The organism is Mesorhizobium sp. CA6 (genome assembly GCF_020165035.1).
Classification (GTDB): domain Bacteria; phylum Pseudomonadota; class Alphaproteobacteria; order Rhizobiales; family Rhizobiaceae; genus Mesorhizobium.
Genome location: NZ_JAIUHI010000001.1, coordinates 309,225 through 329,274 on the forward strand (window position 1 = coordinate 309,225; position 20,050 = coordinate 329,274).

The window sequence follows — 20,050 nt, forward strand, 5'->3', positions numbered from 1 at the left end:
GATGGCAATCGCCCTGTTTCTTCAGGGATGCGCTGGCTGGCAATCGGCGCTCGACCCGAAAGGTCCCGCGGCAAGTGAGCTCGCATGGCTGATCTGGTTCTTCACCGGCCTGTGCGCGGCGGTGTGGGTGCTGGTGATGATCGCCCTTGCCTTGCCATTGATGATGCGTCCACGAGAACGCGCCGAGCCGCTTGTAATCGACGCCGATGCCGACAACCGCAAGCTGCGCGTGGTGTTGACCGCGGTCGGGCTGACCGCCGTGATCCTGGTCGGCCTCACTCTGCTAAGCTTCTTCGCCAACAGGACGCTCGCCGCGATCGGCTCGGACGCCGCGCTGACCATTCGGATCACCGGCCACCAATGGTGGTGGGAGGTGCGCTATGAGGACGCTACGCCGAGCCGCATCTTGACGACGGCGAACGAGATCCACATTCCAGCCGGCGAGCCGGTGCGGCTTCTTATCACCTCGACCGACGTGATTCACTCCTTCTGGGTGCCGAGCCTTTCCGGCAAGCTCGACCTCATTCCGGGCCACATGAACGTGCTCGACATCAAAGCCGATAAACCGGGCGTCTATCGTGGCCAATGCGCCGAGTTCTGCGGCGCGCAGCACGCCAACATGGGCACCTTCATCATCGCCGAACCGCGCGAAAAGTTCGACGCCTGGTGGAACGATCAGCTGCAACCAGCCGCCGCTCCAATGAGCGACGAGGCCAAGGCAGGCGAGGACCTGTTCCTGAAACGCCCTTGCGTCATGTGTCACAAAGTCGGCGGCACCCCCGCAGGCGGAACGGTCGCTCCCGACCTGACGCATATAGCCAGCCGGCAAACGCTTGCGGCCGGAACATTGACGATGAGCCGCGGCAATCTCGCCGCCTGGATAGCCGATCCGCAAGGCATCAAGCCGGGTTCTCACATGCCGGTAGCCGATCTGAGCGGCGACGAGCTCAACGCCATCGTCGCCTATCTCGAGGGGCTGAAATGAGCAGCGCGGATCTCACCAGCGAACGCGATCTGCCTCCCGAACGCGAAGCGTCGGCCAAAGGCGATCTTGCACCCGAGCGCGACGGGCCGCGCGACACCGGCTTGGACGATACCAGCCTGCATCGGTGGCTGGCGCGGACATGGCGCACGCCTTCCGGTATCATCGGCGCGCTGTCGAGCGTCGATCACAAGGTCATCGCACGGCGTTATCTGATCACCGCGTTCCTGTTTCTGTGTTTGGGCGGCCTCAACGCCGTTGTCATGCGCATCCAACTCTCGGGCCCGCGGCGCGGCCTGATCGGGCCGGATCTCTACAACCAGCTGTTCACGATGCATGGCGTCACCATGATGTTCCTGTTCGCTGTACCCATCGTCCAGGCGACCGGCATCTATCTGGTGCCGTTGATGGTCGGGACCCGCAACATCGCCTTTCCGCGCCTCAATGCCTTCAGCTATTGGGTCTATGTCTCAGGAGGCCTCTTCGCCTGGGTGTCCTTCGCCCTCTCGATGGCGCCGGATGTCGGCTGGTTCGCCTATGTGCCGCTGTCCGGGCCGGAATACGGCCCAGGCAAGCGCGCAGACGTCTGGGCGCAGATGATCACGTATACAGAGGTATCATCCCTGGCGGTCGCCGTCGCGACAATCGTCACCGTGTTCAAGCAGCGGGCACCCGGCATGTCGCTCGACAAGATCCCGCTCTACGTCTGGGCATTGCTGGTTACGTCCTTCGTCGTCGTCTTCGCCATGCCGGCGGTAATGGTCACCTCGACCTTCCTCATCCTCGACCGGCTCGTCGGCACGCATATCTTCAACCCGGCGGAAGGCGGCGACGCGCTGCTGTTCCAGCATCTTTTCTGGTTCTTCGGACATCCCGAAGTCTACATCATCTTCCTGCCGGCGACAGGAATGGTGTCCGCCATCATCCCCGCCTTCGCACGGCGCCCGGCCTTCGGTCATCTCGGGCTGGTTCTGTCGCTCATCGCGGTCGGTTTCCTATCGTTCGGCCTCTGGGTCCACCACATGTTCGCGACCGGGCTGCCGAAACTGGGGGCCAGCTTCTTCACCGCCTCGAGCATGATGATCGCAATCCCCAACGGCGTTCAGATCTTCTGCTGGCTGGCGACTCTCTGGGACAGCAGACCCGTGATCCGCACGCCGCTGCTGTTCGTCTTCGGCTTCTTCTTCACCTTCGTCATCGGCGGACTGACTGGCGTCATGCTTGCCTCCGTGCCGCTCGATCTGCAGGTGCACGACACTTATTTCGTCGTCGCTCACTTCCATTACGTGCTGATCGGCGGCTCGGTCTTTCCGCTGCTCGGAGCTGCCTATTTCTGGTTTCCCAAAGTCACCGGCCGCATGATGAGCGAGCGCCTCGGGCGTTGGCACTTCTGGCTGGCGATGGTCGGCTTCAACGCGGCCTTCTTCCCCATGCATATCGCCGGCCTGTGGGGCATGCCGCGCAGGGTCTACACCTATCCGGCCGAGCTCGGCTGGGGGAACATCAATTTCTTCATCAGCGCCGGCGCGGTGCTCTTCTTCCTGAGCTTCGTGCTGTTTGCCTTCAACCTCGTCCACAGCGCATTGAGGGGTACGCCTGCCGGCGACAGTCCCTGGGACGCCGGCACGCTCGAATGGGCGACGTCCTCGCCGCCGCCCAGCTATAATTTCGCGCGCATTCCGATCGTGACGAATGTCGAGCCGCTCTGGGCCGAACGCGAGGCGCTCCCGGTCGCGACCGGGCTTCGCGTCGACGTGCGCGAGTTGGTCGTCTCGACGGTGGCGGAAGCCCATCCCGACATCCGCGAGAAATCGGCGACGCCGTCGATCTGGCCGCTGCTGGCGGCGATCGCCGTCGGCGGCACTTTCCTCTACTCGATCTTCACGCCCTGGGCGATCGTGTGGGGCGCCGCGCCGATCGCCATCACCTTGATCGGATGGTTCTGGCCCAAGGGCGATCCGGAGGACGAGGAATGAACCAGCGCCCCGCCATGGATCTTTCCGCCCTCCCGACCTTTGGACATGGCCCGCGCAGCCCGACCTGGTGGGGCACGCTTGGCTTCATGGCGTTGGAGGGCACGGGCTTTGCGCTGGCCGCCGGCGCCTATCTCTATCTCGCGACCTTGTGGCCCAACTGGCGCCTAAGCGCTCCACAGCCCAACCATTGGCCGGGAACGATCGTGACGCTGCTTCTCATCGCCAGCCTGATTCCCAACCACATACTGAACGGCTACGCCAAGCAATGCGCTATCGGACCGGTGCGGATCGGCATGGTGGTGATGTCGCTGCTCGGCATAGCGCCGCTCGTCGTGCGCTGGTTCGAATTTCCCGCGCTGAACATCTACTGGGACACGAACGCCTACGGCTCGATGCTGTGGGTGCTGCTCGGTCTCCACACCACGCATCTGATCACCGATGTCGGCGACACGATCGTTCTGACCGTGCTGATGTTCACGCACCATGGCTACAGCGGCCGGCGCTTCGGCGATGTCGGCGACAATGTCTTCTACTGGGACTTCGTGGTCCTCACGTGGATTCCGATCTACCTGCTCATCTACTGGCTACCGAGGTGGGGCTGAGATGCGCGCGCTGCGGCTGGGCACGTCCTGGGGAGGTTTGTTGTCGGGGCCTTTGGCCTGGGCAATCTCGACGCAGCTGAACTATTCGCTCGTGCACTGGCAGTGCAATCGCCAGGTTCAGGTCGTGCTCCCGGTGGCGCTGTTGCTCGCGCTGTTTTCGCTGCTCGGCGGCGCGCTATCATGGCGGGCGAAGCGGCAAGGCGGCGCCGCCTTCAAGCCTGAGCGCACGCGCAGCACCGAGCGTTTCGTCGCCGATCTCGGCATGCTCGCGGCGCTGCTGTTCGCCCTCGTCATCCTCATGCAGGGCAGCGCCGCGCTTATCCTCGACGAGTGCCTGCGATGAGCCTCGAGGCCTTCTTTTCGACCTCGATCTGCTATGGCGCCGGCGCGCCCGAGGCCGGATGGACGTTGGCGTTTCCCATCACGCTTCCCTTGGCAGTGCTCGCGCTTATTTATGCGCTCGGCGCAAGCCGGCTATGGCGCCGCAGCGGCCGGGGCCGACCGGAACGGCTACGACAGGCTCTGTTGTTCGCGGCCGGTTGGGGCGTGTTGACGGGAGCGCTGGTCAGCCCGATACACGCGCTCGGCGAGCGCGTGTTCTCAGCCCATATGATCGAGCACGAGTTGCTGATGGCCGTAGCGGCGCCGCTCCTTGTCGCCGCCTGCCCCGGCGCGGCCTTGATGTGGGCATTGCCGGCCACACTTCGCAGAGGGACGGGAAAGCTCACCCACGGCAAGGTGCTGCAGGCGCTCTGGGCCCTCGCCGCGCGCCCGCTCAGCGCGACGGTGCTTCATGGGGTCGCGATCTGGATCTGGCATATTCCGGCACTGTTCGAGGCAGCGTTGCAGCAGGGGGTGTTGCACTACGCGCAGCATGCGAGTTTCCTCGGCACTGCCTTGCTGTTCTGGTGGGCGCTTCTGCCACGTTACGGCCGACGGCAAACCTATGGCAGCTCCGTCATGCATCTTTTCTTCACCTCGCTGCATACCGGCCTGCTCGGCGTCCTGTTGCTGCTATCGCCAAAACTCTGGTATCCGGCGAATGCCTCCGGCGCGGCGATCTGGGGCCTGAGCCCGGTCGAGGACCAGCAACTCGCCGGGCTAGTAATGTGGGTTCCGGCCGGCTTGATCTATGGCGGAGCGGCCTTGCTGCTCGCCGGCCTTTGGATAAGCAACAGTGGGACCAGGGAGGCGACGCATGCGCTCCGACCTGGCTAGGCTGATCGGCGGCGCCCTTGCCGCGATCCTCCTGCTGGCCGCCGCAGTCGGCGCGGCGGCCTTATGGACCGACCGGCGCGAGCGCGTCCGGCACGAGTCGGATGTGGCGACCGGCGGCGTGGGCGCACGCGCCATTCCGATCATGACCGCGAATGGCTGTTCCGGCTGCCATACGATTCCCGGCGTGCCGGGAGCGCAAGGCCAGGTCGGGCCGCGCCTCGACGGCAGCCTAGCCGGCCGTGTCTATATCGGCGGCGTGCTGGCGAACAATCCGGAGAACCTGATCCGCTGGATCCGGTCGGCAAGGGAAATCAACCCGCACACCGCCATGCCGTCGACAAGGATCACCGAGCAGCAGGCCCGCGATATCGCGGCCTATCTCTATGCCCTCAGATAATCAGCCTTCGCCGCCGCGCCGGGACCACAAGCCGCGGCCTGGATCGTAGCCGACCACCGCCGCCAGGAAGAATGCCCCAAGGCAGGCGACAACGACGAGCATGGAAACCACATCGAACCGCAGGTAGAGCGCGAAGCGGATCAGTTCGACCGCCGAGCTGAATGGGTTCCAGGCGGCGATCGTCGCCAGCGCCGGGCCGGCTTCGGCGAGCCGCCAGATCGGATAGAGCGCCGTCGAGGCAAAGAACATCGGGAAAATGACGAAGTTCATCACGCCGGCGAAGTTCTCCATCTGGGTGGAGATCGAGGACACCAATAGGCCGAACGCACCGAGCATCAGACCCGACAGCACGAGCGCCGGAAACACGGCAACATAGCCCAGGATCGGCGGCCGCACGTCCCAGAAGCGCGCCACGAAGAGGAACAGGTAGACCAGCGGCAGGCCGACGATCACGCTGGCCAGCAGGCGCGCGGCAAGCAGGTACCAGCGCGGCAAAGGTGCCGTCAGCAGCAGGCGCATGCTGCCCATCTCGCGGTCGTAGACCATGGCCAGCGAGCTTGCCATGGCATGAAACAGCAGCATCATGGCCACCAGCCCGGGCACAACATAGACCTCGTAGAGGACATAAGTCTGGTAAGGCGGCGTGATCGACAGGCCGAGTACCGAGCGGAAGCCGGCAGCGAAGATCGCCAGCCAGACAAGCGGACGGACCATCGCGGAGAACAGGCGCGCGCGCTGCCGCAGCGTGCGCAGCATTTCCCGCTGCAAGATGCCGTGGAGCGCCCGCAATGCGTGATGCGTCTTCATGGCGACCCCGTCAGCGAGGCGAATGCCTCCGCGATGCTTTCGACCCCAAGCTCGGGAGAAATGCGATCAGCGCGACCGGCCCAGCGCACCCTGCCCCGATCCAGCACGACGATGTCGTCATCGGCTCCCACTTCTTCGAGGAAATGCGTCGCCCACACAACGGCAATGCCGCGCTCGCGGCAAAGCTCTCTCACATGCCGCTCGAGCGCGCGCCGTCCCGGCACGTCGAGCCCGGCGGTCGGCTCGTCGAGCAGCAGCAGGCGCGGACCATGCATCAGCGCCCTTGCGATCTCCACGCGTCGGCGCTGACCGCCGGACAGCGCGCGGGCGGGATGATCGATCCTGTCCAGCACTCCCAGGCGGCTGAGTTCCTCCCTGGAGCGCTCCTTGCTCAGGTCTGTAGGAAGCCCGTGCAGGGCCGCGTGGTAGCGCAGGTTCTCCCCCACCGTCAGGTCGAGATCGAGCGTCGGCAGTTGGAAAACGATGCCCATTTGCGCGAGCGTGGCGGATGGGTTCGCCTCCATCGCCTGGCCAAAGACATGCACAGCTCCTGCCCGCGCGTGATAGAGACCAGTGATCAGCGAGAACAAAGTCGTCTTGCCGGCCCCGTTGCGTCCAAGCAGGACGCACATCCTCCCTTCAGCCACAGCGAACGAGACCCCCTGGAGAACCCGCCGGCTTCCGAAACTGTGGCCCAGATCCTCGACCGACAAGGCGTTCATGGGCCGATCACGACGCTCCATGGGCCGCGCCCCACCGGCAGCGATTTCACCACTTCCTGATTCTCCAGGTCGATGAAGGAGATATCGCCGGAGTTGCCGTTGGCGCTGATCAGGCGCTTCTGGTCGTCCGAGAGCGCAACATGCCATGGCCGCTGGCCGACAAGGTAGAGGCGCCGGACCGTCAGTGTCTTGGTATCGACCTCGGCAATCCTGTTGGCCGGACCGAGCGCTACATAGGCGTTATCGCCGTCGCGCGAAATTAGGATACCGACCGCCTGCACGCCCTCGCGCCGAATACCCGGCACCTCGAACTCGATCTTGCCCGTTTGAGCGCGCGTCGCGGCGTCGAACACCGTGGCGGTGCCGCGGATTTCGGACGACACCCACAATTGCTTGCCGTCCGGCGAAAACGCGGCCGCGCGCGGCCGCGTGTCGATGAGCAGATTGTCGATGAGCTCGAGCGTGGCGGCATCGATAAGATGAACCATGCTCGTGGTCTCGGAGGTGCAGGCGACCGTTCGGCCGTCGGCACTAACCGCCATACCTTCCGGCTCGACCCCGACATCGACGGTGCCGATAACCTTGGCCGCCGCGATATCCACGACCGAAACCAGATTGTCGTTCTCATTGGCCACAAAGAGCCGTTTGCCATCCGGGTGGGCGATGAAGAATTCCGGATCGGCGCCGGAAGGCAATCGACCGACCACCTGCCGCTTGGCGAGATCGACCATATCGATGCGGTTATCGTCGCCTTCGGCAACGAATAGCGTCTTCTTGTCGATCGAAAGCGCCATTCCGCGCGGACGCCGGCCGACTTCGATCGTGTCCTGAAGGGTCATGGTCGCCCCGTCGACGACCGCGACGGTGTTGTCCTGCTCGTTGGAAACGTAAATCGTCTCTGCCCTGGCGGAAGGAGCGAGGACCAACATCGAAAGGACGAGCGCGATCAGAACTTGCACGTGCTCTCCTCCAGATCGATGCCCAGAGTGTCGAGCGTCGTACGCTGGTGCAGGAAGCCCGGCTGTGGCGAGCTCGAGACGATCAGGCGAGGACCAGCGATAAGGATGGGCTGGCGCATCTGCCCGTCCCACTGACGGAAACTCAGCCCCTGTCCCTTGAAGCCGGCGAGAAGGAAATCGTCGCTGCGCAGATAGTTTCCGATCGCGGTCGGATCGAGACTGTGCAGCCGCGTTGCCGCCTCGCCAATGCTTCTGACGGCAAGCCAGGCGGCGTAGTCGCTGGGCAGCATCCAGCGCCCGGCGAGCTTGTGGAAGCGATCCTGGAGCTGCGTGGCGCCCCACTCCTCGTTGACCGCACTCCAGCCGGTTGCGACCAGCCCTTGCGTCCCGGCCACCGGCCTCGGAAGAGCGGTGCGCCCCTCGAGATAGGCGCCGAATTCATCCGCTTCATCGGCAGCAACCAGAACATCATAGTCGCTGACTTGCGTGGCGGCCGGGATCTCGGTCTGCAGCGTGACGTGCCCCGTGTCCGCGCGGCCATTGGCGGGCCGGAACGTCCAGGGCTGGTCGACGGTGATTTCCGCTCCGAAGCGCGTCGCGGCGCGCCGGAAGGCAGCCGCCATCGCCTGATCCTGCGGATGCGGGCCGACCAGCAGGAACCAGTGCTGCCAGCGTTTCCAGATCAGATATTGCGCCAAGGCGTCGGCGAGCATGGCGTGGCTCGGAATTGTATGCAGCACGTTCTTGCGGCAATCCTCCTGACGCAGGCGATCATCGGGCGCGCGGCTGTTGAACAGCGTCATCCGCTCGGCGCCAGGAGCTGCGCTCGCCTGCAGCAATTGGAGGGCATCCAGATCGGCAACCACAAAGCTGATGCGGGCGGCGGCGAATTCCTTGATTGCTTCGGCTGGCGTCTCGCCGGGCTTGAGGATGACTTGCTGCAACCGGAATTGCTGGCCGAGAAAGCGGCCGGTGCTGGCATCGTCGGCGATGCCGAGCCGGGCACCTTGCAGGCCGTCGTCGGTGACGACCTCGTCCAGCGGCCCGAGGGGCAGAGGTGGTTTGCGCTGTTCGCCGAGATAGCCGATCACCAACGTCTGCGGCTCGGCCAGACCGGGCAGGGCGATGGCGAGCAGCATGAGAAACGTCAGCGCCAGCCGCATCCGGCTCAGGTCGGGCAAGCCAAGTCGGATGTTCAATATCGGCATGGGCACTCCAGGATGGGAGCGACCCTAATGTTTTGAAAGAAGGAATGTTCCTGGATTCATGCCAACCGGGCCCGCCCCATTCAACCATCGGGGCGGGCCCCGCCTTCGACCGGTAGAGGGAGGACCGACCGCGACCCTAACAGCTGGAAATGCGGATTGTTCCTGGCAGTGGTCTGTCCCAAGTCAGCGTTTCGCGCTGTCGCTGTCGGCGTCCGCCCGCGTCAGGAACTTTTGCGTGACTTGCGGCAGGTTGCTCTTCAGCCACTCGGCCATGGCTTCTTCTTCGCGCAGGTTCTGTTCGCAAACACGGGCAATCTCAGCCTCGCCCGCGGCGTTGGCCGCGGCGATGAGGATCGTATAGGACGCGATTTCCATGTGCTCGAACGTGTAGCTCGCCAGAGAGCCTTTCATGACTTCGTCGCCGGCGAAGACGCCGCTGATCGACTGCGCTGTAGCGGTCAGCTTGCCGCCTGCGTCTTTCGACATGGAGGAACCTTCATCGAGGCCATCTAGGCAGGTTTTCAGCCGCCTCGCCTGCTCTTTCGTCTCTTCCAGATGGCTGCGAATTCGCTCGCTGAGTTCAGGGTAGCTCTCAATCCGGCTCAATTGCCCCGACAGCATCGTCTCTGCCTGTTCCTCCATGGCGTGAGCGTCCCTCAGCCATTGGACAAGCCATTCGCGCGATTCAGCCATTGCGGTGTCTCCATCTATCTGACGCCGCCCGAACCGAGGGAGGCGCGCATTGTTCCTTGAGTGTTGAAAAAGCGGCTACGATTTCCCGGACGAGGACGCGTCGGAATCGGAAAGTTTCTCGCGCACCGATTCGTCGGCCTTGTCGGCCGCGGCTTTGACGACCCCGCCGACCTTGTCGGCCAGCGTGCCCTCGCTCGATGCCTGCCGCTCGGCTTCGTCGCTTGCCGACTGGTAGGCTTCCGCCGCGACTTGCGTTGCGGTGTCGAGGCCTTCTTTCAAAGTGTCTTCGGCACTATCCCGAAGCCTCTCGCGATAGGTGCCCAATCGCTCGTCCTCGACCTCTGTGTGCGGCAGCATGGCGCCGATGGCAGCTCCGATGGCGAGGCCGACGGCAGCCACTGCGAGAGGCTGGTCCTCAAGCAGACTATGTGCCGAGCGGCTGGCACTTGTTGCCATATCGGCCGCAGCCGCCGCCGAGCTCGCCAGTGTGTCGGCTGCGCTGCTTGCCACGTTCGACACTGTGCCGGCGGCTTCGTTAGCCATTCCCGAGACAGTTCCGGCCGCCCCGCTGGCCGCTTCGGCGACAGCGCCTGCCGCATCCGAGGCGGTCGAACCCATTCCAGCGCCGAACGCTCCATGATCGAGGCCAAGACCGCGCCGCGTCACACCATCGGTACCAGCCGGGGTGGCGGAGGCACCACTGCCCAACATCAGCCAGGCCAGGCCCGCGCCGATCACCGTCAGCGGCAATGGATTGTCCCGAACCTGGGCCTTCAGGTTGTGAAGCATTTCGGAGCCCGCGCCGCCTCTGAAATGCCCGGTGAATTCGTCAAAGAGCTGCCCTGGGGTCATCTTGTCGCGAATGGAGTCTGCGGTCGCCACCACTCTTGCGCGCGTGGCTTCCGCTTCGCGTTCGAGCTCTGCTGCGGATCTCTCGGTCATCTCGCTTGTTCCTTGATCACGTTCACGTCACGCTTGAGCTGTTCCTGTGTACGGTCCGGCGCGAGCTCGGAAGGCGCCATGCTCGCCATGCCGGTCCGCAACAGGATCACGCCAAGCACGGCCACGACCACGCCCACGAGCAAAGCGGACCACCCGGCGCCCAGACCAAGGCGGGCCAGAGCGATAACGAGCGCCTGCAACAAAACCAGCAGCGCAGCGAGCAGACATATCGCGCCGCCCAGCACCTCGACGGCGCCTGCGCCAGCCTTGGTCGCGTTCTCCGAGATCTCCGCTCTTAGGAGCCTCGCCTCCGTTTGCACGAGCGTGCTCACCTGTTGCGCCAGATCGGCGACCAATGTGCCGAGACTTGGATTATCGTGAGTGCTCATTTCTTCAGCTCCGCTGCCTTGCCGGGTATGCCGCCGTCGGAACCCCAATTTGAGGGAGCGCTATCCCGTCGTGCACTCCTTCCCAGGCCGGTTTGTCCGGAATGTCCAGACTTGGCTGCGGCCTGCGTCGGGCGGCGCGTGCCGGGCGGCGAAGCCTTCATGAAGCGGCCGAGTGCCAATCCCGCCAAAACCGAACCGGCAAGAAGCGCTCCAGGATTCTCGCGGCCAAAGGACTGAACGTCTTCGAGCACTTGTCCGAACGGCTTCTCCCTCAACGAGGAGGACAGCCGCTCCAGCCCGCTTGCGGCCTCCTGCATGAACTTCGAGGCCGCACTCTGGTCGCTGTTAGCCAAGTGATCGCTCGCGGCGCGCAGGGCGCCGCCGAAAGCGGCCAGGCTCGATCCGATATCGCGCTGCGTCTGCTCCGCTTTTTCGGAGACGGCCTGCTGGGCTTCGGCGGCATACGCTCCAGCCCTGCGGGCGACCTCGTCGCCGGCATCGTGGAGAGCTTCGCCGGCGCTTTGCGTTTCTTGCCGGATTCGGTCGGAAACTTCGTCCTTGGCTTTGGCAAAGTCGGCGGACTCAGGGCCCCGATCATTCTCGCGCTGCATGGTGCCTCCTAGTGAAAGCCGAGGAAGGAAAGCACTGCCAGCACGACGACGATCAGACCAATGAGATAGATGACACTGTTCATGGTGCAGCCTCCTCGATTTAGTTCGAACTTCCTGCCGGCTACGATGTTCCCCTGGACGAGCAGCTTTTTAGCGAGTTCTCATTTGCCCATGGGCTTTGCCTTCAAAGCGGCAAGCTTCTCGTCTGGGCAAAGCAGCCTGGGGCGTGTCGGATCGGAAATTTCGATCTTGTCCCAGGGAATGCGATAAAGGCCCTCGCGGCGCCTCAGCGCGAAGAAGTCGAGCAATGCAGCGCCGACAGTCGAAGCGGACAAGCGCTCCAATGCGGCGAAGATGCCGACATGAAATTCGGTGGCGACGAGGTCGTCGCCGTCCCGCTCCGCGACGATCTCTTCGATATAGCCGATGCTCCTGCCGCGCTCGGAGAATACGGGCCTGCCGGCAAGATGCTCGAAATTTACAGTCCCCATCCTCGCCCAGATGAGCTGGTAGCCGAACAATGCACCGGCCTGCGCCGCCGTCGCCATCGAGCCGACCTCCAGGAAGCCGCCGACGCTGGTCACGACACCGAGTGAAATTTCAAGCAGCTTCTTCATTGCTGCTGCGCAAAATACTGGCGATAGGCCACAGCGAGATCGCCTTGCGCGGCCCGAAGCTCCTGTTGCGCCTGACCGACCTGGGCATCCTGTTCGGCCTCGACCGCGTCCTTGGCCCGCCTTGCCGCATTCGACAGCCGGGTAACAGCCGCTACCAACGAATCTCGCTTTCCCCGGTCGGAGGGAGACGCCGATTCCACTTGCCGGCCGGCGGCGAGTGTCTCGGCGAAGGTTTGCAATGCAGAGGACGCATAATGGGACGGCGCGGCGCCGGAGAGCCAGGCGCCGCTCACCAGCACTGCCGCCTGCGCCGTCGAGGCCGCAAGCTTCGATTGCTGGTCAATCGTTTCAGACGAGGAGCAAGAGGCAAGCGCCAGCGCCAGCAGGGGCAGGAAGGCCCGGCTCGGCCGGGCAACGGTGCGCAACATCTTCCCCTCGCTGCAATCGCATCAAATCCCGAAGATCAAGCCGCAGCCACGCGAAAGTTCCTCCGTGTTCGGGTTTTGCGCCGCCGATTGCCTGTTGCAGGGCGCGCGCGAAGATCGGGTTCGGCTTTTCCATCCTGACCGGGAATTGCAATTTCTTTGTCGGTAAAATGCGTAGCTGGTTCTCCGTTGGAAGCCAGCCGAATCTCGGCCGTATTACTCTGTTCCGCGGACCGCGCACCTAATCATGTCGTGCGAGCCGGTTGCTTCGCCATGTCACCAATGTTGGCAAGAGCCGCAACCTTGTCGATCATCGCTAGGATCACCTGCGGATTGCTTTGATGCACCATATGTCCCGCATCCAAAACGATTTCTACGAGCGAGTGGCTTATCTCTGATTGCAGCCGCAGCGCCTCGGCCTTGGCATCGAACAGCTGGTCGCCCGCGCCGGCAATTATCCCGACAGGGACGGCGATGTCGGCATATCGGCGATTTGGGAAGAGTGCCGATACCAGCATCAGAAAGGATTCAGCGGATATGGAGCGCAGCTGCGAGGGCCGGCTCGCCAATCCTCTTGTCATCGCCGCAAAAGGCATCGCGACCGTTGCCGGATGAAAAATCTGCTTCATCGCCCAATGCCAGTTCAGCCTGACCAGCGAAGGCAGCAAAGCGTGGCGCAGCACCGTCCCGAGAAGTGGAACCGCCGGCAGCGCGGAGATGGCAAGGGCCAGTCTCGGCGACGGGTAATGATAGCCGGCGACGACAACGACGCCAGCTACCGACCGGCGATGCCGACGCGCCATCTCGAGCGCCACCGCTGCACCCCAGGAATGGCCGACAACCATGTAGCGCCCGATGCCGAGTTTCGCGACCGCGGCATCGATGACGTCGGCCTGGGCAGCTGCGGTCCAAGGTCTGCCGGCCGGGCGTGGACTCATGCCGAAGCCGGGCCTGTCGAAGGCAAGTACGCGATATCTGGCGGCGGCTCTGCCGAAGATGCCGCTTGTCGTGAAGTCTTCCGCCGAGGCGCCATTGCCGTGCAACAGCAGAAGCGGTTGCCCATTGCCCGCCTCCAGGAAATGCAGCTTCGTTCCCCGGAGATGGATGAAGCGCCCGAGCGGACGTGCGGCCAACGCCCGTCGCGCAAGCTGGCCATTGTACAGGGACAAGCCAACCGCTGCCGCCGCAAGCAACAGAAGCAGGTTCTTCCTGAACTTTGCCGTCATCGTTGGAAATCAGGCGGTGTGGCGGAGCAGGCGACTTTACAGCCGCCCTGCTCGCTATCAGGCCGACCCTTTCTGAGGCAGCTCGGTCTCTTCCTCGACTTGGTCGCGCAGGCTCTGCTCGGCCTCCTTCTTATCAGCCCCGGCCGACGGCTTTTGCCGGGCGAGCTCGCGATCCACAATCTTGCGCGAGCCTTCAACCGGATCTTCCTGCGGCGAATCCCTGTCCGCTCCTGTTTGCTGGCCGGTCCGATCGCTGCTTGGGGTTGATCGCGCGGGATCGTCGTTTTGGCGGGGCTTCGTCATTGAGCACCTTCTCCGCTTTCATCGGATGTCTGCTGACTTCCGGGCAGGTTGGAAGCCGGCCAAACCTCTGTGGCCGGCCTTTGTTCCGTGGGCAGCGGGATCGACCTCGTTACTGCTCCGCAGCCGGGAGAAGCAACAGCCTCTTGCAACAAATGTGGTTGAGGCTGAACCGCTGCACTTCTACGAGTGCGGCAAGCGTCCGGTTGCGTCCTGCGTCCGCCTCGCGAGGAAGGAACCATGACGCGCCACTCTTAACTCAGTCTTTTGGAATTCGAAGCGCTAACGCAGGCAGCTTCGAAACTGTCGAAGGATCACGGCGGAACGCTGGAAAGCTTGGTGACCTCCCTGTTCGAAGCGCTGCGCGAAGGAGAGACTTGCCCAAAGACGGTTCTGGACGCGGTAATTTCGACGCTGACCAAGGAGAACCGCTAGACTAGACAGCCGGCTTGCCGGAGCCCTCGGCATCATCCTGTTCAGGCTCGACATCTTCCAGGGCATCGATGACAGGCGCCAGCGAATTCTCGTGATCAGCACTGGATTCCGACCCTCTGTTTTCCTCGCCGGCTTTGTCTAGTGCACGTTGGATCGCGTCCTCAATGTTGCCCACCTCCTGCTCGCGCACCTCGCGACCGTAGCCGGCGGCATCGGCGTCTTGCTCGAATTGCTGCGCCAGCATCGCAACGCTGATCTCGGTGTCGGTCGGCAAGTTGCCGACATTCTCTTCCAGCCAGCTTCGCAGGAATTCCTTTGTCGCGTTCATGGAGCACCTCCTCCTCGACGCGAGATAACTGGACGATGACGCCGATGTTCCGTAAATCCGAAACGGCGGGGAATGGACGGATCGCTGCACGGTGGGGAGCTTGAACACTCTGAGGAGACACTCGATGGCTTTCCACGGCGAGAGCGCTTGAAACGAGGGGGACGTTCCCGCCTCGAGCTAGGTTCCAGCCCAACGTATCCAGCGGGAACCCGGATTGCGCTCAGCCGTTCGCAGGCATGGCAACATTGCAGCTTCGAGAAGCGCTGACCAAAGTCGGCACACTGACGTCCCGACCGGCGGCCTTTTTGATTTTGGGCGGCTACACTCTTGCTTGGTACGTCTTCGAGCGGGAGACACTTGACTGGCACGGCGCCGCGACGCTGATCACCTGGGCAATGACGCTGTTTATTCAAAGGGCCGAGCATCGCGACACCCAAGCATTGCAGGCGAAACTCGATGAGCTGATCAAGGCGAACGCCAAGGCTCGCAACGAGATCGCCGGAATGGACGACAAAGAGCCGGAGGAAATCGAGCGGATGCGCGATGTCGGACGAGGCGGAAGTTGACGTCTCCTCAACCGGACTGCCTTCGGAGCTAAGTCGTTGTGAGCACGGCGCCAGCGATGATGACACTCTTGTCGGAACTTCGGGTCTCCGGGCGGATTAGGAAGAGTGCCGCAGGCGCATCCCTACACCCAAGGAGGACCTAAGATGCCGAAAAAAGCTTCGTCCGCGACTTCGAACGGCTTGGAAAGCCTGTTCCTGGACGGACTAAAAGACATTTATTACGCTGAAAAAAAGATCCTGAAGGCTTTGCCAAAGCTGGCGAAAGCAGCACAGTCCGAAAAGATAAGCGCCGCTTTCGAAAAGCACCTCAAGGAAACTGAAGACCAGGTGGACCGCCTGGAACAAGTCTTCGACATGCTCGGCAAGCCGGCCAGGGGCAAGACCTGCCCTGCTATCGACGGCATGATCGAGGAGGGCTCGGAAATCCTCGAAGAGTACAAGGACGAGCCGGCGCTTGACGCAGGGCTGGTTGGCGCCGCGCAAGCGGTCGAGCACTATGAAATCGCGCGCTACGGCACGCTGATCGCATGGGCCGAACAGCTCGGTCTCAAGGATGCTCTTCCGCTGCTCCGACAAACGTTGAAGGAAGAATCGGCAACCGACGAGGCGCTCAACGCTCTTGGCGAGAGCGACGCCAATCAACGTGCTTTGCAGGCGGCCTAGCAAAGTGGACCACTTGGCCCTAACGGCCGTCGATCTTATGGTTGCAGAAGGAGAACTCGATGAAGAAGACCTGGAAGAAACCAACCATGTGTCAGGTGGCGGCGGGCTTCGAGATATCGCGATATCTGCCTGCTGAAATCCGGCCGAAAAAGTAGCCCGTGAATTTGCATGCCCTGCTCGACGGGGCATGCAATTCTTTGCGATATCAGAAGACGCGGACGCAAATCGACCGCAGCCGTAAAAGTGGCGCCGGTCAGTTGGCCCGCTGGGCATGCATTGCCATGCGCGTGAAGATCGTCGGATCGGCGGCGGGAGGCGGCTTTCCGCAGTGGAATTGCAATTGCCGCCTGAGCCGCGCGGCTCGCAGGGGCATGCCCGGCGTGCGTTCGCGAACCCAATCATCCATCGCCGTATCGGCGGATGGGACAGGTTGGGTCCTCTTCAACGCGTCGCCCGACATCCGCCAGCAGATTGCGCAAGCGTCCGAGCTGCAGCCCGCGGCCGATGCACCGCTGCGCTCGACGCCTATCCGCGCGGTGGTGCTGACCAATGCCGACGTGGACCATATCGCCGGCCTGCTCAGCCTGCGTGAGCGGCAGCCTTTCGCGATCTATGCGACCGCGCAGGTGCTCGCGACACTGGCGGCCAATTCGATCTTCAATGTCCTTGATCCGGCGATCGTGCCACGGCGTCTCTTGGCGCCGACACAGGAGATGGCTATCTGCGGCGCGGACGGCCACCCGACCGGCGTGATCGTCCGCAGCTTTCCGGTGCCGGGCAAGATAGCGCTCTACCTCGAGCAAAGAGGCGATCCCGCCGCCGATTTCAGCTCGGACACCGGCGACACGATCGGCGTCCGCATCAGCGAGACCGGCGGTCGCGGCGCGGTTTTTTACATTCCGGGCTGCGCGCGCATCGATGCCGCGCTGCGCGCGCGCCTGGCCGGTGCTGCCTGCCTTCTGTTCGACGGCACCGTCTACACGGACGACGAGATGATCACGGCCGGCGTCGGCCAGAAAACCGGCGCGCGCATGGGGCACATCGCAATGTCCGGAGAAGCAGGTTCTATCGCCGGCCTGGCCGATGTGAAGATCGGTCGCCGTATCTTCATCCATATCAACAACACCAATCCTGTTCTGGACGAGAATTCCGCCGAACACGCGGCGGTCAAGGCGGCTGGCTGGGAAGTCGCCAGCGATGGCATGGAGCTTGAATTGTGAGCGATTTCCACGACGCGGCCCGAGGCGGACTGTCCAAGAGCGAACTCGAGGGCGTGCTGCGGCAGGTCGGCGACGAGCGCTATCATAACCGCCATCCTTTCCATCACAGAATGACCGGGGGCGCCCTGTCGAAGGCAGAGATGCAGGCCTGGGCTCTGAACCGCTATTGCTACCAGGCCGTCATTCCGCGCAAGGACGCCATGATCCTCGCGCATGCCGAGGATCCGGAGTTCCGTGCCGCCTGGCGCAAGCGCATCGAGGACCATGACGGCCAGGACGGCCGGAGCGGCGGCATCGCGCGCTGGCTTCACCTGGCGACCTCGCTTGGACTCGATGCCGAAGCGGTCAAGAGCCAAAGGCTGGCGCTGCCGGCGACCCGTTTCGCCGTCGGCGCCTATCTTTCCTTCTGCACGAACCATACGCTGCTCGAGGCGGTCGCGTCATCGCTGACCGAGATGTTCTCGCCGACCATCATCGGCGAGCGAGTACCGGCGATGCTGGCCAGATACGACTACATCACCGAGGACACGCTGGCCTATTTTAGCCAGCGGCCCGAACAGGCGGCGCGCGACGCCGACTTCGCCCTTGCCTATGTGCTCGCCCATGCCGACACGGCCGAGCGCCAGCAGCAGGCGATCGATGCGCTGGTGTTCAAATGCGACATACTCTGGGCCATGCTCGATGCCCTTCAGCATGCCTATGGCGCGCCGGGAAACATACCGCCCGGTGCCTTCCGCCCGGAGGCGGCGCCATGACGGCACTACGGGAAAGAGCCATCGTGTCGTTGCGGTCGGCGCCATCACTGCCCAGGTATGTGCGCATCCAGTACGATCCCGTGCGGCAGGCCTTCGCGGTGCTTTCGCCGGAAAAGGTATTCTGGCCGAACGAGATCAGTCTCGACATACTGCGCCGCTGCGACGGCCGGTCCATCGTCGAGCGCATCGTTGCCGATCTTGCGGCCGACTATGACGCGGATCCGGAGGACGTGGCGGCCGACGTCATCGCCTTCCTGCAGGAATGGTCGGACAAGCTTTTGGTGAAGCTATGAGTGCGCCCCTCCTGCCTCCGATCGGCATGCTGGCGGAACTGACGCATCGCTGCCCGCTGCAGTGCCCTTATTGCTCCAATCCGCTCGAGCTGCTGAAGGCCAACCACGAGCTCGACACGCAGACCTGGCTCGATCTGTTCTCGCAGGCCGCCGATCTCGGTGTCCTGCAGGTGCATCTTTCCGGCGGCGAGCCGACGCTGCGTCGCGACCTCGAGCAATTGATCGCCGGGCTTTCGGCGCGCGGCGTCTACACCAACCTCATCACCGCCGGCGTCGGCATTGCCGAGGGCCGCATCGAGGCCTTTGCCGAAGCCGGTCTCGACCACCTGCAACTAAGCTTCCAGGGCGCCCGTCCGGCGACCACCGACCGTATCGGCAACCACCGGGGCAGCCACGAGAAGAAGCTGGAGACGGCACGCCGCGCCCGCGCGGCCGGGCTGCCCCTCACCATCAACGCGCCGGTCCATCGTCACAACATCGAGGAAGTGCCGGAATTCATCGATCTCGCCCTCTCCTTGGATGCGGAGCGGCTGGAGATCGCCAATGTCCAATATGCCGGTTGGGCGCTCGCCAACCGCGACAGGCTGATGCCCGACCTGGCGGCGGTCAACCGGCAAGCGGACATCGTCACGGCGGCGCGCGAAAGGCTCGCCGGCATCATGAACATCGATTTCGTCACGCCGGATTATTTTGCCGTGTATCCCAAGCCATGCATGGGGGGCTGGGCGCGCGACGCCTTGATGGTGGCGCCCGACGGCACCGTGTTGCCGTGCCATGCCGCCCAGACCATTCCCTCGCTGCGCTTCGAGCGCTTCGGAGACCGCAGGCTCGCCGAAATCTGGACCGACTCACCGGCATTCAACGCCTTCCGCGGCACCGACTGGATGCAGGAGCCGTGCCGAAGCTGCGAGCGGCGTGAGATCGATTGGGGCGGCTGCAGATGCCAGACGTTGGCGATTGTCGGCGATGCCGCTGCAACAGATCCGGTGTGCATCAAGTCGCCGATCCACAAGCGAATGGCGATGCTGACCGACGCCGCGCAGGCAGCGCCGGAGGGAAATGAAAGCTTCATTTTCCGGCGGATCGGCGCCACAACCCCACGTGACGCGCGCACTGATCATGGCCCCCGATGACGGCCCACCCAAGAATGTTCGGCGGCGGACCACTTCGACGCAACGTCCTATGACGCTTCTCACCGGCCAACCAGGTGCAAGAGCGGCAACGATTGTGAGACCGTGAGAGTTGCTGAATATATCGCCCTGCCGGTTTCATCATGGACCGAGATCGCCAGGGTCTCATCGAGGTCGCTCTCAGCCATTTCGTCGACGGCGATGTCGTGCAGCGTCTTAAGCGCTTCTCGTCGCATGTCGCGCAGGCTGTCCAGTTCAACCCACGCATCGGCAAATCGCTGCCCGTTTCTCGTAACTTCGAAAACGTACCGTGGCATTCAGCCATTGTGAGCACTTCGGATGCCAGCGCATTTAAATTTGAGTGATCGCAATGAGCAGAGGGACGAGGTCTCGCAAAAAAGTTGATACCTTGCGCGTAGTAGCAGTCGGACATTTGCTTCATTGGCCAGGTGCTCCGCTTCGCCTGCGACAGCCCAATAGCGATATGTCATTCGCCTCTGCCGGGAGATCACTTGACCGGCCGCCGTGGACCCCCCACTCGCCGTTCGGCGGGTGCTGCTTATTCGCGGCGCGCTCCTTTTCCAGC

General features: G+C 63.4%; 27 protein-coding genes. 13 read left to right on the top strand and 14 right to left on the bottom strand.

Annotated features, from left to right (window positions below; genetic code table 11):
* The first annotated feature begins 1 nt into the window (after position 1).
* From coxB to LB526_RS01380, 6 genes are read left to right on the top strand one after another with little or no spacing between them, the layout of a single operon-like run.
* Complete coding sequence (gene coxB, locus LB526_RS01355; RefSeq protein ID WP_224625925.1) at positions 2 to 985, top strand: cytochrome c oxidase subunit II; 984 nt, start codon at positions 2 to 4, stop codon at positions 983 to 985.
* The gene (gene ctaD / locus LB526_RS01360) at positions 982 to 2,958 is read left to right on the top strand and encodes a cytochrome c oxidase subunit I (RefSeq protein ID WP_224625800.1); all 1,977 of its coding nucleotides are present in this window, start codon (positions 982 to 984) and stop codon (positions 2,956 to 2,958) included. The genes coxB and ctaD overlap by 4 nt, the downstream gene beginning before the upstream one ends.
* On the top strand, positions 2,955 to 3,560 hold the full coding sequence (locus LB526_RS01365; RefSeq protein ID WP_224625801.1) for a heme-copper oxidase subunit III: 606 nt from the start codon (positions 2,955 to 2,957) through the stop codon (positions 3,558 to 3,560). The genes ctaD and LB526_RS01365 overlap by 4 nt, the downstream gene beginning before the upstream one ends.
* A 1-nt stretch (position 3,561) precedes the next feature.
* A complete protein-coding gene (locus LB526_RS01370) occupies positions 3,562 to 3,903 on the top strand; it encodes a hypothetical protein (RefSeq protein WP_095768540.1) in 342 nt (113 codons plus the stop codon).
* On the top strand, positions 3,900 to 4,778 hold the full coding sequence (locus LB526_RS01375; RefSeq protein WP_224523228.1) for a cytochrome c oxidase assembly protein: 879 nt from the start codon (positions 3,900 to 3,902) through the stop codon (positions 4,776 to 4,778). Before LB526_RS01370 ends, LB526_RS01375 begins: the two co-directional genes overlap by 4 nt.
* On the top strand, positions 4,759 to 5,175 hold the full coding sequence (locus LB526_RS01380) for a c-type cytochrome (protein WP_224510172.1): 417 nt from the start codon (positions 4,759 to 4,761) through the stop codon (positions 5,173 to 5,175). The genes LB526_RS01375 and LB526_RS01380 overlap by 20 nt, the downstream gene beginning before the upstream one ends.
* Here LB526_RS01380 and LB526_RS01385 read toward each other — a convergent pair whose 3' ends face one another.
* The 13 genes from LB526_RS01385 to LB526_RS01445 all read right to left on the bottom strand — a co-directional run bounded on the left by LB526_RS01385 (position 5,176) and on the right by LB526_RS01445 (position 14,837).
* Positions 5,176 to 5,982, bottom strand: coding sequence for an ABC transporter permease (locus LB526_RS01385; RefSeq protein ID WP_224523229.1), 807 nt, complete (start codon positions 5,980 to 5,982; stop codon positions 5,176 to 5,178). It lies immediately after the preceding gene.
* On the bottom strand, positions 5,979 to 6,704 hold the full coding sequence (locus LB526_RS01390) for an ABC transporter ATP-binding protein (RefSeq protein ID WP_224523230.1): 726 nt from the start codon (positions 6,702 to 6,704) through the stop codon (positions 5,979 to 5,981). The genes LB526_RS01385 and LB526_RS01390 overlap by 4 nt, the downstream gene beginning before the upstream one ends.
* The gene (locus LB526_RS01395) at positions 6,701 to 7,663 is read right to left on the bottom strand and encodes a PQQ-dependent catabolism-associated beta-propeller protein (protein ID WP_224523231.1); all 963 of its coding nucleotides are present in this window, start codon (positions 7,661 to 7,663) and stop codon (positions 6,701 to 6,703) included. Before LB526_RS01395 ends, LB526_RS01390 begins: the two co-directional genes overlap by 4 nt.
* Complete coding sequence (locus tag LB526_RS01400; protein WP_224523232.1) at positions 7,651 to 8,844, bottom strand: ABC transporter substrate-binding protein; 1,194 nt, start codon at positions 8,842 to 8,844, stop codon at positions 7,651 to 7,653. Before LB526_RS01400 ends, LB526_RS01395 begins: the two co-directional genes overlap by 13 nt.
* A 210-nt stretch (positions 8,845 to 9,054) precedes the next feature.
* Positions 9,055 to 9,564 (bottom strand): ferritin-like domain-containing protein, encoded by a 510-nt coding sequence (locus tag LB526_RS01405; protein WP_224625802.1) that lies wholly within the window; start codon positions 9,562 to 9,564, stop codon positions 9,055 to 9,057.
* Positions 9,565 to 9,639: 75 nt separating this feature from the next.
* Complete coding sequence (locus LB526_RS01410; protein ID WP_224523233.1) at positions 9,640 to 10,506, bottom strand: DUF3618 domain-containing protein; 867 nt, start codon at positions 10,504 to 10,506, stop codon at positions 9,640 to 9,642.
* Positions 10,503 to 10,895, bottom strand: a complete 393-nt coding sequence (locus LB526_RS01415) for a phage holin family protein (protein ID WP_095768531.1) — start codon at positions 10,893 to 10,895, stop codon at positions 10,503 to 10,505. Before LB526_RS01415 ends, LB526_RS01410 begins: the two co-directional genes overlap by 4 nt.
* A complete protein-coding gene (locus LB526_RS01420; RefSeq protein WP_224523234.1) occupies positions 10,892 to 11,506 on the bottom strand; it encodes a hypothetical protein in 615 nt (204 codons plus the stop codon). Before LB526_RS01420 ends, LB526_RS01415 begins: the two co-directional genes overlap by 4 nt.
* A gap of 161 nt (positions 11,507 to 11,667) precedes the next feature.
* On the bottom strand, positions 11,668 to 12,123 hold the full coding sequence (locus tag LB526_RS01425; RefSeq protein WP_224523236.1) for a hypothetical protein: 456 nt from the start codon (positions 12,121 to 12,123) through the stop codon (positions 11,668 to 11,670).
* Positions 12,120 to 12,551: a hypothetical protein gene (locus LB526_RS01430; RefSeq protein WP_224523238.1), complete on the bottom strand. Its 432-nt coding sequence runs from the start codon at positions 12,549 to 12,551 to the stop codon at positions 12,120 to 12,122. The genes LB526_RS01425 and LB526_RS01430 overlap by 4 nt, the downstream gene beginning before the upstream one ends.
* 242 nt (positions 12,552 to 12,793) lie before the next feature.
* Complete coding sequence (locus tag LB526_RS01435; protein ID WP_224523241.1) at positions 12,794 to 13,774, bottom strand: alpha/beta fold hydrolase; 981 nt, start codon at positions 13,772 to 13,774, stop codon at positions 12,794 to 12,796.
* Between the two features lie 57 nt (positions 13,775 to 13,831).
* Positions 13,832 to 14,077, bottom strand: coding sequence for a hypothetical protein (locus LB526_RS01440; protein WP_095768528.1), 246 nt, complete (start codon positions 14,075 to 14,077; stop codon positions 13,832 to 13,834).
* A 433-nt stretch (positions 14,078 to 14,510) separates the two neighbouring features.
* On the bottom strand, positions 14,511 to 14,837 hold the full coding sequence (locus LB526_RS01445; RefSeq protein WP_095768527.1) for a DUF768 domain-containing protein: 327 nt from the start codon (positions 14,835 to 14,837) through the stop codon (positions 14,511 to 14,513).
* A gap of 236 nt (positions 14,838 to 15,073) precedes the next feature.
* Between LB526_RS01445 and LB526_RS01450 the strand changes: the two genes are divergently transcribed.
* The 7 genes from LB526_RS01450 (at position 15,074) to pqqE (ending at position 19,467) form a co-directional block, all read left to right on the top strand.
* Positions 15,074 to 15,403 (top strand): low affinity iron permease family protein, encoded by a 330-nt coding sequence (locus tag LB526_RS01450; protein ID WP_224523243.1) that lies wholly within the window; start codon positions 15,074 to 15,076, stop codon positions 15,401 to 15,403.
* Positions 15,404 to 15,547: 144 nt separating this feature from the next.
* Entirely contained in the window at positions 15,548 to 16,066 is a 519-nt protein-coding gene (locus LB526_RS01455) for a ferritin-like domain-containing protein (RefSeq protein WP_224625803.1), read from the top strand.
* A 59-nt stretch (positions 16,067 to 16,125) separates the two neighbouring features.
* The gene (locus LB526_RS01460; protein WP_108702850.1) at positions 16,126 to 16,221 is read left to right on the top strand and encodes a pyrroloquinoline quinone precursor peptide PqqA; all 96 of its coding nucleotides are present in this window, start codon (positions 16,126 to 16,128) and stop codon (positions 16,219 to 16,221) included.
* A gap of 126 nt (positions 16,222 to 16,347) precedes the next feature.
* A complete protein-coding gene (pqqB, locus tag LB526_RS01465; RefSeq protein WP_224523355.1) occupies positions 16,348 to 17,286 on the top strand; it encodes a pyrroloquinoline quinone biosynthesis protein PqqB in 939 nt (312 codons plus the stop codon).
* The gene (gene pqqC, locus LB526_RS01470; RefSeq protein WP_224625804.1) at positions 17,283 to 18,041 is read left to right on the top strand and encodes a pyrroloquinoline-quinone synthase PqqC; all 759 of its coding nucleotides are present in this window, start codon (positions 17,283 to 17,285) and stop codon (positions 18,039 to 18,041) included. Before pqqB ends, pqqC begins: the two co-directional genes overlap by 4 nt.
* The gene (gene pqqD, locus LB526_RS01475; protein WP_224625805.1) at positions 18,038 to 18,334 is read left to right on the top strand and encodes a pyrroloquinoline quinone biosynthesis peptide chaperone PqqD; all 297 of its coding nucleotides are present in this window, start codon (positions 18,038 to 18,040) and stop codon (positions 18,332 to 18,334) included. Before pqqC ends, pqqD begins: the two co-directional genes overlap by 4 nt.
* A complete protein-coding gene (gene pqqE, locus LB526_RS01480; protein ID WP_224625806.1) occupies positions 18,331 to 19,467 on the top strand; it encodes a pyrroloquinoline quinone biosynthesis protein PqqE in 1,137 nt (378 codons plus the stop codon). The genes pqqD and pqqE overlap by 4 nt, the downstream gene beginning before the upstream one ends.
* A 59-nt stretch (positions 19,468 to 19,526) precedes the next feature.
* On the opposite strand, the gene LB526_RS29745 is transcribed toward pqqE, so the two are convergent.
* The gene (locus LB526_RS29745; protein ID WP_411966950.1) at positions 19,527 to 19,781 is read right to left on the bottom strand and encodes a DUF6894 family protein; all 255 of its coding nucleotides are present in this window, start codon (positions 19,779 to 19,781) and stop codon (positions 19,527 to 19,529) included.
* Positions 19,782 to 20,050: the final 269 nt, after the last annotated feature.

Coding starts and splice junctions, on each gene's coding strand:
- coxB (WP_224625925.1), top strand. CDS start 2: ATGGCAATCGCCCTGTTTCTTCAGGGATGCGCTGGCTGGCAATCGGCG.
- ctaD (WP_224625800.1), top strand. CDS start 982: ATGAGCAGCGCGGATCTCACCAGCGAACGCGATCTGCCTCCCGAACGC.
- LB526_RS01365 (WP_224625801.1), top strand. CDS start 2,955: ATGAACCAGCGCCCCGCCATGGATCTTTCCGCCCTCCCGACCTTTGGA.
- LB526_RS01370 (WP_095768540.1), top strand. CDS start 3,562: ATGCGCGCGCTGCGGCTGGGCACGTCCTGGGGAGGTTTGTTGTCGGGG.
- LB526_RS01375 (WP_224523228.1), top strand. CDS start 3,900: ATGAGCCTCGAGGCCTTCTTTTCGACCTCGATCTGCTATGGCGCCGGC.
- LB526_RS01380 (WP_224510172.1), top strand. CDS start 4,759: ATGCGCTCCGACCTGGCTAGGCTGATCGGCGGCGCCCTTGCCGCGATC.
- LB526_RS01385 (WP_224523229.1), bottom strand. CDS start 5,982: ATGAAGACGCATCACGCATTGCGGGCGCTCCACGGCATCTTGCAGCGG.
- LB526_RS01390 (WP_224523230.1), bottom strand. CDS start 6,704: ATGAACGCCTTGTCGGTCGAGGATCTGGGCCACAGTTTCGGAAGCCGG.
- LB526_RS01405 (WP_224625802.1), bottom strand. CDS start 9,564: ATGGCTGAATCGCGCGAATGGCTTGTCCAATGGCTGAGGGACGCTCAC.
- LB526_RS01410 (WP_224523233.1), bottom strand. CDS start 10,506: ATGACCGAGAGATCCGCAGCAGAGCTCGAACGCGAAGCGGAAGCCACG.
- LB526_RS01415 (WP_095768531.1), bottom strand. CDS start 10,895: ATGAGCACTCACGATAATCCAAGTCTCGGCACATTGGTCGCCGATCTG.
- LB526_RS01420 (WP_224523234.1), bottom strand. CDS start 11,506: ATGCAGCGCGAGAATGATCGGGGCCCTGAGTCCGCCGACTTTGCCAAA.
- LB526_RS01425 (WP_224523236.1), bottom strand. CDS start 12,123: ATGAAGAAGCTGCTTGAAATTTCACTCGGTGTCGTGACCAGCGTCGGC.
- LB526_RS01430 (WP_224523238.1), bottom strand. CDS start 12,551: ATGTTGCGCACCGTTGCCCGGCCGAGCCGGGCCTTCCTGCCCCTGCTG.
- LB526_RS01435 (WP_224523241.1), bottom strand. CDS start 13,774: ATGACGGCAAAGTTCAGGAAGAACCTGCTTCTGTTGCTTGCGGCGGCA.
- LB526_RS01440 (WP_095768528.1), bottom strand. CDS start 14,077: ATGACGAAGCCCCGCCAAAACGACGATCCCGCGCGATCAACCCCAAGC.
- LB526_RS01445 (WP_095768527.1), bottom strand. CDS start 14,837: ATGAACGCGACAAAGGAATTCCTGCGAAGCTGGCTGGAAGAGAATGTC.
- LB526_RS01450 (WP_224523243.1), top strand. CDS start 15,074: ATGGCAACATTGCAGCTTCGAGAAGCGCTGACCAAAGTCGGCACACTG.
- LB526_RS01455 (WP_224625803.1), top strand. CDS start 15,548: ATGCCGAAAAAAGCTTCGTCCGCGACTTCGAACGGCTTGGAAAGCCTG.
- LB526_RS01460 (WP_108702850.1), top strand. CDS start 16,126: ATGAAGAAGACCTGGAAGAAACCAACCATGTGTCAGGTGGCGGCGGGC.
- pqqB (WP_224523355.1), top strand. CDS start 16,348: ATGCGCGTGAAGATCGTCGGATCGGCGGCGGGAGGCGGCTTTCCGCAG.
- pqqD (WP_224625805.1), top strand. CDS start 18,038: ATGACGGCACTACGGGAAAGAGCCATCGTGTCGTTGCGGTCGGCGCCA.
- pqqE (WP_224625806.1), top strand. CDS start 18,331: ATGAGTGCGCCCCTCCTGCCTCCGATCGGCATGCTGGCGGAACTGACG.
- LB526_RS29745 (WP_411966950.1), bottom strand. CDS start 19,781: ATGCCACGGTACGTTTTCGAAGTTACGAGAAACGGGCAGCGATTTGCC.